Raw genomic sequence first — 9,346 nt, 5'->3', positions numbered from 1 at the left:
TTTTTGACGAAAGTATGTAGTAATAGTATAATAGGGGTTAAAGATTTGTCAGACTAATTATGGCAGGGCGCAGGGAAGGGCTGTGCGGCGGCAAATGGCCGTGCAGCGGATGAATGGTCTGCGTCCGGATGAGATAGGACAAGGTTAGGCAGGATTTGGTTTTATGGAGAAGAAAAGAATTGCCGTTGCCATGAGCGGCGGCGTGGATAGTTCCCTGACGGCAGCTTTGCTGCAGGAGCAGGGGCATGAGGTGGCAGGGATTACCATGAATTTGAGTGACTGCTCGGCAGGCGCTGTCAGCGACGCGAAAATCGTGGCTGACTTTCTGGGGATTCCGCATCATGTGGCGGATTTTCGGGCATTGTTTCAGAAAAAGGTGATAGATTACTTTCTGGATGAATATGCCGCCGGGCGTACTCCGAATCCCTGCGTGGCCTGCAATCCGGGGGTCAAGTTTGGCGGCCTGATTGCTGAGGCGGCACGGCTGGGCTACGATTATCTGGCCACGGGGCACTATGCCGGCATTCATTACAGCGAGGCCACGGGCAGGTATAACATCAGCAAGGGCACTGATGGGAACAAGGATCAGGCCTACGCGCTTTACCGCTTGAAGCAGGAGCAGCTGGCTCACGTCATCACTCCTCTGGGAGGATGGGTGAAGACGGACACAAGGGCGGAGGCCGTCCGGCGCAATCTGCCGGTGGCAAACAAGCCGGAAAGCCAGGAAATCTGCTTTGTGCCTGATGATTACAAGGAATATCTCCTGCGCTGCAGGCCGGAGCTGCGCAGGCCGGGCGATATCGTGGATACGTCAGGCAGGGTGCTGGGACGTCACGAGGGAGTGGCTTTTTATACTGTCGGCCAGCGGAAGGGGCTGGGGATTGCGGCAGAAAAGCCACTGTATGTAATCGCCCTTGACGCAGAAAAGAATCAGGTGATAGCCGGAGGCAATCAGGAGGTATTCAGCCGGGAACTGGTGGCGGAAAAGCTGAACTGGGTAGCCATAGGGGAGCTGACGGAGCCCATGAGGGCCGGCGTCAAGATACGCTACGGCGCCAAGGAGGCGGATGCCCTGCTGACCCCTCGTGAGGACGGCACCGTGCTGGTGAGCTTTGATGCCCCGCAGCGGGCAGTTACGCCGGGCCAGTCAGCGGTATTCTACAGGGGCAACGATGTTCTGGGCGGCGGTATCATCAGGGAAGCCGTCAGGTAATATATCGGGTTTATAGTAGCTGTATGTCAGGCAGGCTGTATAGCAGGCTGTCAGGTAAAAGGAATGATTTGTATGAGAAAGTTTATACAATCTTTTAAGAAAAGGGTCATTGCATTGGCAGTTGCGGTGGTCGTTGCGGCGGCCGCAGGGGGCTGGTGGTACATGGGGTACTACACCAGGACGCCTGAGTATGCCATCAGGATGGTACAGGAGGCGGTAACCGGCCATGACAAGGAAAAGCTGTACAGGTATGTGGATGTGAATCACATGCTGGACACGGCCAGCGATGCCATGCTGGACGGGCTGGTGCAGGCCATGGTGCCCGCTACCGGTGATACCAGGGAGGCGGTCAGCAGCCTGACCAGAATGTTCAAGGCGCCGGTGCTCATGAGCCTTCAGACGGCAGTGGACAACTACGTGGAGCAGGGAACCTGGATCAGCCGGAGCGCCGATGAGAGAAGCATAGCTGATTCCGTAGATGCGGATGTGATTGTCAGCCGCATCGGCCTGCCGGATATTGAGTTCCGTAAGCTGGAATCCGTGGCGGTGGATTTTGATAACGGCACTGCCGTGGCCAGGGTCAGGGTGCTTCAGGCCGAGGCCGGCGAGGAATACACGCTGGATGTGGAGCTTATCGAAACGGAGAGCGGCAGCTGGCAGGTGTATGAGATTACCAATTTCAAGGGATTTATTGAAAGCCTGCAGAGCATGCGGCAGAAGCAGGTCAAGGCTTATCTGGAGGAATCCGCCAGCCTGATGGCACAGCATGATGCCGTTGTCAGGGAGGCTGAGGAGGAAACAGAGGCCCTGCTGGCCGGGGGCTCCCTGGGCAGCAATGCCACGCGCAGCCAGATAAAGGCCGTGCTGGAGAGCCGGATGATACCCGACTGGCAGGCAAGGAAGGCGGAGCTGGAGGCCATGAGCGTGCCGGAGGCGGCAGGGAGCCTGCACCGCCTGAGATTGAAGATATGTGATGCCAGAATCGAGGCGGCCGCCAGCTATGCCAAGTGGATGGATGATAAAAAGGCCGCAACGATCAGGGCTTCTGACAACAGCCTGAGAATGGCGAAAACACTGGAAAAGGAAGCGGAGCTTCTCACCAGGCAGGTAAATGCACATGTGAAGTAACGGAAGTATGAAGGTATACGGAGAGGATATTGCAGTATGAATACTAAGAGTGAACGCGTATTGTTGTATCAGTTCACTGATGAAGAACGCCGTGAGGCAGTGGTGGCACTGCTGCAGCACATGAATATTGCGGTGACGGTGCTGCCGTCGGATGCCTGGAAGGAGAAGATAGGCTTTTTGCTGGGAAGCAGGGGATTTGCGGCCTCCCGGTCGGAGGAAGGCGAGTTTGCCTTCGATCATGAGGTCATGATTATGCAGAATATCCGCAACAAGCGGCTGGACAAGCTGCTGGCGGCCTGGCGGGAGGCAGGGCTGGCGCCTGTGCTGTACAAGGCGGTGGTGACGCCGTTTAACACCCTGTGGACCCTTCGCAGGCTGTGCCAGACCATGGAAAAGGAGCATGGCGCCGTGGTTGGCAGGACATCCGACGGTGTCAGCGGACATGAAGAGCAGAAAGCATTGAGTGAGGATATTATTGATGAATAAGGATTTGGAGCATACACAGCCGTTGCCGCGGGTAAGTCCCGACGAGGAAAGCCAGAAGACACAGCTGCTGAATGTCAGCAAGGTGCGCGAGCTGGAGCCTATAGAGATACCGCGCCGCCAGCCGCAGCAGGAGCCGGGGCAGGCAGCGGGCCGTCCCGGGGCCGCCGGTGGTTATGGCGGCATGGGAAATGGCGGCGGCTATGGCAGGCCGCAGGGCGGCATTGGCGGAGCTGTGCCGGGACAGACTGCCCCGGCGCAAAAGAAACGGCGGGGCATGATGGCAGTTCTTCTGGTGGCCTGCTTTCTGGCGGCGGCCTTCTGCGGCGCGGCTCTGTCAGGCTACATGAGCGAACAGCAGGCGAAAAAGGAGGCTCTGGACAGCCAGCAGGCAGCGGCTTCCCGTCAGATGCAGGAGGCGGACAGCCAGCAGGCGGCCCTGAGCCGGGAAAAGGCGCGGCTGGAGGAAGAGTATCAGCAGCTTCTGGCGGAGCAGAAGGAGGCTCAATCTGCGGCAGACAAGCTAAAGGGCCAGAAGGAGCAGCAGGAAAAGCTGCAGCAGGATAAATCTGCCGCCGGCAAGGTGCTGGACAAGATTACCGGTGATGCCGGCAGGCAGAAGAAGGAAGAAAATGCCGTGGCAGGCCAGGAGGCAGAGGCGCGGCAGAAGCTGGAGGCCATCAGCCAGTCCGTGCAGGCGGCAGGCGCCGCTATTGACGAGGTGGACGCCCAGCTGGACAAGCTGAATGCCGTGCGCCAGCAGGCACAGAGCGTCAAGGAGGACGTGGACAGGGCCTACAGCGAGAACAAGGACGTCATAGATGCGGTGCTTCACTATGTGACGGTTGGCCTGAACACATTGTTTAAGTGACCGGCTGACTGACCGGCATAGGTGATTGCCAAATGAGCAGCTGGCGGAGATAATTGTTGCAGGATGCCGTTCAGATGAGCGGCAGGAAGCGATTCAATCAAAGATGCAAAGGGGAAGATGGTATGAAGAAAATGTTATGGCTGGCAGTGGCGGCTATTGTGGCCATGTGTGCGATGGTGGCAGGCTGCGGCGGTCAGCAGGCTGAAAAAAAGGAGCTGCAGGGGATTTCTATAGGCGTAATGCCGGATATTGATTCCGTGCCGATTATTATCGCCGAGGAAAAGGGCTATTTTGCCGAGGAAGGGCTGAAGGTGGATATCCAGAAGTTCAAGAGTGCCATGGACAGGGATGCCGCCCTGCAGAGCGGCAATCTGGACGGCGCGATTTCTGATATGCTGGCGGTGGCCTTTGCCAAGGCCGGCGGCTTTGATGTGAAGGTGACCTCCTATACTGACGGCACCTACAAGCTGATTGCCGGCAAGGATGCCGGTGCCTCTGTTCCGCAGGATTTGGCGGGCAAGGACGTGGCCGTATCCAAGAACACCATCATTGAGTATGTGACGGACCGCATCATGGCCAGCCAGAATATGCCGGAGGACAGTATAAACAAGGTCGTGATTCCGCAGATTCCTACCCGGCTTGAGATGCTGCAGAACGGCAAGCTGGCCGCGGCAACCCTGCCGGAGCCGATGGGTTCTATTGCTATCGCCAATGGCTGCAGGTTTATTACTGATTCCGAGGAAATGAATGTCAATCCGGGCGTGATGATGTTCACGGCTAAGGCGGCAACTGACAAGAAAGCGGAACTGCAGGCCTTCTACCGCGCCTACAACAAGGCCGTCATGTACCTCAATGAGCATCCGCAGGATGAGTACATGGAGCTGATTATTGAAAAGAGCGGCTTCCCGGCAGCGGCGAAGGATGCCCTGAAACTGCCAAAGTATCGTGAAGCAGGCCTGCCGGCGGAAAAGGATATCAGCGAGTGTATAAACTGGATGGTGCAGAAGGGGCTTATCAAGCAGGGCTATACCTATGATGAGCTGGTGCTTGACCTTAGCAAGTAACTGACCTGAATAAGTAACTTGAATTGGACGGGCAGGTTAAGCAGAAGGGCAATGGGGCCTGAATGAGTAAATTTTATGATTGAGATTGAGAATGTATCAGTAAAATACAGGACGGAAAATGACATCTACACGGCTATTGCCAACGTTAATCTGGTGGTGCCGGACGGCGGCACCTGCGCCGTCATCGGCCCCTCCGGCTGTGGCAAGTCCACCCTGCTGAAATGCGTGGCCGGTCTGATACCGGACTATGAGGGCAGGGTGCTCATCAATGGGGAAGAGGTCAATCCGAAGGCGCAGACGATTGGCTTCATGCCGCAGAATTATGGCCTTTTGCCCTGGAAAACGGTGGTGGAAAACATTCGCCTGGGCATGAAGATAAAGAAGGCACCGGAGCTTCTGGATCGCAACGTGATTAAGAGGCTCATGCGCCAGCTGGGCATAGAGGGGCTGGGGCACCGCTATCCCGTGGAGCTGAGCGGCGGCCAGCAGCAGCGGGTGGCACTGGCCAGGGTGTTTGCCCTGCAGCCGGATGTGCTCCTGATGGATGAGCCTTTTTCGGCTCTGGATGCCATCACGCGGGAGGAAATGCAGGATGTCTTTCTCCGCCTCTGGCGCAAGTTCAACGTTTCTACGATTTTTGTCACCCATTATGTGGAGGAGGCGCTTTATCTCGGACAGAAGATAGTGGTGCTGTCAGCTTATACCGGCGGCGTCAGCCAGGTTATTGACAATCCTCTCTTTGGCGGCAAGGACATCCGCCAGCAGCCGGAGTTTTTTGAGATGGGGCTCAGGCTGCGAAATCTTATCAAAAAGGACTGGAATCAGATATGGGAAAATCAATGAGCGTGTGGTATCTGGCGGCGGCAGCCTTTCTGACCGCTGTCTGGGCGGCGGCTGCGGCAATCGTGTCCCTGCCGATTATTCCCAGTCCCGTGCTGGTAGTGGAAAACCTGACGGATATTTTCATGAGCGCCATAGCTATTCACAGCCTGTACAGCCTGTGGCGCATCGGAGCGGGGCTTTTGCTGGCGGTGGCAGTGGGCCTGCCCCTGGGGGTGCTGATGGGGTATTGTCCCCGCTGTGACCGCTTCCTGTCCCCGCTGGTATATCTGACCTATCCGGTGCCGAAGATTGCCCTGCTGCCTATTCTCATGCTGCTTTTCGGCGTGGGGGAATCCTCCAAAATCATCATGATTTTCCTGATTATTGTCTTTCAGGTGGTCGTAGCGGTGCGGGACGGCATCCGCTCCATTCCCAAGGAAACCCTGTACCCGCTGTATTCGCTGGGAGCGACTTTCAGGGACATCTTCTTCGAGGTGCTCTGGCCTGCTTCCCTGCCCAAGTTTATTACGGCAGTAAGGGTGGCGCTGGCCACGGCTATTTCCGTGCTGTTTTTTACGGAAACCTTTGGTACCCGCTATGGCATGGGATACTTTATCATGGACGCATGGCTGCGGGTCAATTATCTGGAGATGTATTCAGGCATCGTGGTGCTGAGCCTCATCGGCCTGCTCATGTTTACCGCCATTGACATCATCGAGCAGTACGCCTGCCACTGGCAGTACAAGCAGTAGGCGGCCGCGTCCCGGAGCAGTTTGGCTGACGGAGTGCATGGGAATTGTATGCATATAATGTATAAGGAACTAGTAGTTTTGTCTGATTATTTGCATATTTGTAGCGCTTTAACGCGTTTTATGGTAAGATATAGGCATGGATGAAAAAGTTACTTTTACAACAAGGGATGGTTGATAGTATGGCTGAAAAGTTAACGAATGATGTGTTAAAGCAATTGAGCGTGACCAACGTTATTGAAATGGTTGTGGATGAACAGTTTCCTGTTGTTATGCAGAAGTTTCCGGGGGCCTGCTGCTGTGTGCAGTGCCTGTCGGACATCAAGGCGCTGGCGCTGAACAATCTGAAACCTCATTATGTTTCCTCTGACAGGGGAAATCTCTTTGAGCGCATCAACACCTCCGATATGATTGTCAAGGTGGATGTGCTGAGAGCTATGACCGAGGCGGCGGAAAAGGTCACCAGGAATCCGCGCCATACAGATAAGTAAAATAAAGGCTCAGGCCGCAGAGGTGCGGCTGTCAGGGTACAACGCCCCTGACGGCCGCACTTATTTTTTTATGAAAATTTTTGTGCCAATTTATGCGATGTGTGATATACTAATACAGTTAGTGTGCGGTTAGAGCGCATTAAAGCGTGTATAATGCGTAATAAATTCCTTATTTGGGGGTAGATTATTTTGAAGAAAATGACAGGTAATGAATTGCGGGAGGCTTATCTTCAGTTTTTTGCCGAGAAAAAAGGCCATCTGAGGCTGCCGAGTGCGTCATTGATTCCGGAGAATGATCCGACGCTCTTGATGGTGGGCGCAGGTATGGCACCTTTTAAGGCTTATTTCACCGGCAAGGTGAAGCCGCCTCGCGGACGTATTGCCACCAGCCAGCGCTGCGTGCGCACCGGCGATATTGAGAATGTAGGCCGTACTGCCCGTCATCAGACCTATTTTGAGATGCTGGGCAACTTCTCCTTTGGCGATTATTTCAAGAAGGAAGCTATTCCGTGGTCCTGGGAGTTTTTGACCGAGGTATTGGAGCTGCCGAAGGACAAGCTGTGGGCATCCATTTATCCGAAGGATACCGAGGCAGAAGAGCTGTGGAAGGCACAGCCTGGCTTTGACCCGACCCATATCGTCAAGCTGGAGGACAATTTCTGGGAAATCGGCCCCGGCCCTTGCGGTCCTGATACGGAGATTTTCATTGACCTGGGCGAGGAGCGCGGCTGTGGCAGTCCTACCTGCGGCGTAGGCTGTGACTGCGACCGCTATCTGGAAATCTGGAACAACGTATTCACCCAGTTTGACAAGACTGAGGATGGCACCTACAACGATTTGGAGCATAAGAACATCGATACCGGCATGGGTCTGGAGCGTATCGCTTCCGTTATGCAGGGTGTAAGGAATAACTTTGAGACTGACCTCCTGTTCCCGATTATTGAATATGCTTCCAAGGTTTCCGGCGTTCAGTATGGTGCTGATGCCGAGAAGGATATTTCCCTGAAAGTTATTGCCGACCATGCCCGTTCCATGACCATCATGATTATGGATGGCATTTTGCCGTCCAACGAGGGCAGGGGCTATGTTCTGCGCCGTATTCTGCGCCGTGCTGTTCGCCATGGCCGCATGCTGGGCATAAAGGACAAGTTCCTTGAGGGGGCTGTGGACGCAGTCTGCGATATTTACGAGGGTGCCAGCGACTTCGAGGCTCTGGGCCAGAAGAAGGAATACATCAAGAAGGTTATCGCTCTGGAGGAAGACCGCTTCTCCGCAACGCTGGAGCAGGGCATTGAGCTTTTGGACGGCTATATGGCTGATACCAAGGCGGCAGGCTCCGCGGTGCTTTCCGGCGAGCTGGGCTTCAAGCTGTACGATACCTTCGGCTTCCCGTGGGAGCTGACCGAGGAAATTCTCCACGAGAACGGCATGGAGCTGGACAAGGAAGCCTTTGACAAGGAAATGCAGGCACAGCGTGACCGCGCCCGTGCTGCCCGTGCGGAAAATGAGCGTTATGCTATCCCTGATCTGCAGGGCATTGATACCGCCGCCCTGAAAGTTGACCTGTCTGCCCGCGAGGGTGCAGTTGTGGCTATCTGGAAGGATGGCGCGCTGGTTGACGAGCTGCAGGATGGCGATGAGGCAGGCATTATCCTTGATGTTACCCCGTTCTATGCAGAGGGCGGCGGACAGGTAGGCGACAAGGGCGTACTCATTACGGAGTTCGGCCGTGTGCAGGCTGTCAATGCCAAGAAGCTGCCTGACGGCACTGTATATCATGAGTGCTATGTGGAGGAAGGTCAGCTGAAGGTTGGCGACAAGGTTGAAATCAAGGTGGACCAGAATGTGAAGCTGGCTTCTGCCCGCAATCATACCGCTACCCATCTCCTGCAGGCCGCCTTGAAGCGTGTAGTAGGCGAGCAGGTAAATCAGGCAGGTTCCTCCGTCAATGCGGACCGCCTGCGCTTTGACTTTACCAATTTTGAGCCTGTTTCCGCCCAGCAGCTGGCTGATGTGGAGGAGCTGGTAAACCGCGAAATCCTCAAGGGCACCGATGTGGTGGTTGAGCACATGTCCAAGGATGAGGCTACCGGCAAGGGGGCCATGGCTCTCTTTGGGGAGAAGTACGGCGATGTGGTACGGGTTGTCAGCGTGCCTGGCTTCTCCATGGAGCTGTGCGGCGGTTCCCATGTGACCAATGTAGGCCAGATTGGCCTGTTCAAGATTATCAGTGAAACCGGTGTGGCAGCCGGTGTGCGCCGTATTGAAGCCATCACCGGACAGGCGGCCCTTGACTATGCCTTTGGCAAGATGAAGGTCGTTGCCGAGGCTGCGGCAAGGCTGAAATGCCATGAGGGCGAAGTGCTGGCCCGTGTGGACGATGTGCTGGCACAGAACAAGGACATGCAGCAGCAGCTTAATGCCGTTCATGCCGAGCAGGCCAAGGCTGATGCGGCGGCACTGGGTGACAAGGTACAGTCCGTGGGCGCTTTCAGCGTGATTGCCGCCCAGGTAGCTGCCAATGA

9 protein-coding genes are annotated in these 9,346 nt (G+C 55.6%); all 9 read left to right on the top strand.

Features of this window, described 5'->3' with window-relative positions; translation table 11 throughout:
• The first annotated feature begins 163 nt into the window (after window positions 1-163).
• On the top strand, window positions 164-1,213 hold the full coding sequence (gene mnmA, locus ACI3UA_RS08105; protein WP_439724309.1) for a tRNA 2-thiouridine(34) synthase MnmA: 1,050 nt from the start codon (window positions 164-166) through the stop codon (window positions 1,211-1,213).
• Between the two features lie 72 nt (window positions 1,214-1,285).
• A complete protein-coding gene (locus tag ACI3UA_RS08100) occupies window positions 1,286-2,341 on the top strand; it encodes a DUF2939 domain-containing protein (RefSeq protein ID WP_439724308.1) in 1,056 nt (351 codons plus the stop codon).
• A gap of 36 nt (window positions 2,342-2,377) precedes the next feature.
• A complete protein-coding gene (locus ACI3UA_RS08095) occupies window positions 2,378-2,827 on the top strand; it encodes a DUF3783 domain-containing protein (protein ID WP_439724307.1) in 450 nt (149 codons plus the stop codon).
• Window positions 2,820-3,695, top strand: a complete 876-nt coding sequence (locus ACI3UA_RS08090; RefSeq protein ID WP_439724306.1) for a hypothetical protein — start codon at window positions 2,820-2,822, stop codon at window positions 3,693-3,695. The genes ACI3UA_RS08095 and ACI3UA_RS08090 overlap by 8 nt, the downstream gene beginning before the upstream one ends.
• A gap of 122 nt (window positions 3,696-3,817) precedes the next feature.
• Entirely contained in the window at window positions 3,818-4,759 is a 942-nt protein-coding gene (locus tag ACI3UA_RS08085; RefSeq protein WP_439724305.1) for an ABC transporter substrate-binding protein, read from the top strand.
• A gap of 75 nt (window positions 4,760-4,834) precedes the next feature.
• Window positions 4,835-5,602 (top strand): ABC transporter ATP-binding protein, encoded by a 768-nt coding sequence (locus tag ACI3UA_RS08080; protein ID WP_439724304.1) that lies wholly within the window; start codon window positions 4,835-4,837, stop codon window positions 5,600-5,602.
• The gene (locus ACI3UA_RS08075) at window positions 5,587-6,333 is read left to right on the top strand and encodes an ABC transporter permease (RefSeq protein WP_439724303.1); all 747 of its coding nucleotides are present in this window, start codon (window positions 5,587-5,589) and stop codon (window positions 6,331-6,333) included. The genes ACI3UA_RS08080 and ACI3UA_RS08075 overlap by 16 nt, the downstream gene beginning before the upstream one ends.
• 179 nt (window positions 6,334-6,512) lie before the next feature.
• Window positions 6,513-6,821 carry a late competence development ComFB family protein gene (locus tag ACI3UA_RS08070; protein WP_439724302.1) on the top strand — a complete coding sequence of 103 codons (309 nt, stop codon included), beginning with the start codon at window positions 6,513-6,515 and terminating at the stop codon, window positions 6,819-6,821.
• A 198-nt stretch (window positions 6,822-7,019) separates the two neighbouring features.
• The coding region (gene alaS / locus ACI3UA_RS08065) for an alanine--tRNA ligase (RefSeq protein WP_439724310.1) at window positions 7,020-9,346 on the top strand (2,327 nt) is incomplete at its 3' end.

It is taken from the genome of Anaerovibrio sp. (assembly GCF_051866355.1).
Taxonomy (GTDB): domain Bacteria; phylum Bacillota; class Negativicutes; order Selenomonadales; family Selenomonadaceae; genus Anaerovibrio.
Note: the sequence above shows the minus strand (reverse complement) of the source record. Positions and strands in the feature narration are given on the sequence as shown.

Coding starts and splice junctions, on each gene's coding strand:
- mnmA (WP_439724309.1), top strand. CDS start 164: ATGGAGAAGAAAAGAATTGCCGTTGCCATGAGCGGCGGCGTGGATAGT.
- ACI3UA_RS08100 (WP_439724308.1), top strand. CDS start 1,286: ATGAGAAAGTTTATACAATCTTTTAAGAAAAGGGTCATTGCATTGGCA.
- ACI3UA_RS08095 (WP_439724307.1), top strand. CDS start 2,378: ATGAATACTAAGAGTGAACGCGTATTGTTGTATCAGTTCACTGATGAA.
- ACI3UA_RS08090 (WP_439724306.1), top strand. CDS start 2,820: ATGAATAAGGATTTGGAGCATACACAGCCGTTGCCGCGGGTAAGTCCC.
- ACI3UA_RS08085 (WP_439724305.1), top strand. CDS start 3,818: ATGAAGAAAATGTTATGGCTGGCAGTGGCGGCTATTGTGGCCATGTGT.
- ACI3UA_RS08080 (WP_439724304.1), top strand. CDS start 4,835: ATGATTGAGATTGAGAATGTATCAGTAAAATACAGGACGGAAAATGAC.
- ACI3UA_RS08075 (WP_439724303.1), top strand. CDS start 5,587: ATGGGAAAATCAATGAGCGTGTGGTATCTGGCGGCGGCAGCCTTTCTG.
- ACI3UA_RS08070 (WP_439724302.1), top strand. CDS start 6,513: ATGGCTGAAAAGTTAACGAATGATGTGTTAAAGCAATTGAGCGTGACC.